At 66.7% G+C, this 255-nt stretch carries 1 protein-coding gene; it reads left to right on the forward strand.

All coding sequences use genetic code 11. The features are described from left to right. On the forward strand, nucleotides 1-255 hold a 255-nt coding region (locus QMX89_RS22840), incomplete at both ends, for a hypothetical protein (RefSeq protein ID WP_282349967.1).

The following is a 255-nucleotide window of genomic DNA, read 5'->3' on the forward strand; positions in this document are numbered from 1 at the left end:
ACATCACCCGCGAAGATGGCTCCCTCGACATGGGTGCCTATGTGTTCTGCACGCTCGATGCGCTGCGCACGGCCCTGCGCCGCCGCGATGTCTTCGTCTCGCCCAGTTGGCGCTATGCCGACCCGCGCCTTGGCCTGCTCGACGGTGCCGAATGGCTGGCGGCGCGACCGATCATCTGCCGGTCACTGGGCCTGACCATCGACGCCAAAACCACCCTGGACGCCTTGTCCGTCGAGCTGGATGCAACCTGGCTGG

The sequence above is a fragment of the Pseudomonas sp. PS01301 genome (assembly GCF_029960215.1).
In the GTDB taxonomy this organism is placed as follows: Bacteria; Pseudomonadota; Gammaproteobacteria; order Pseudomonadales; family Pseudomonadaceae; genus Aquipseudomonas; species Aquipseudomonas coleopterorum.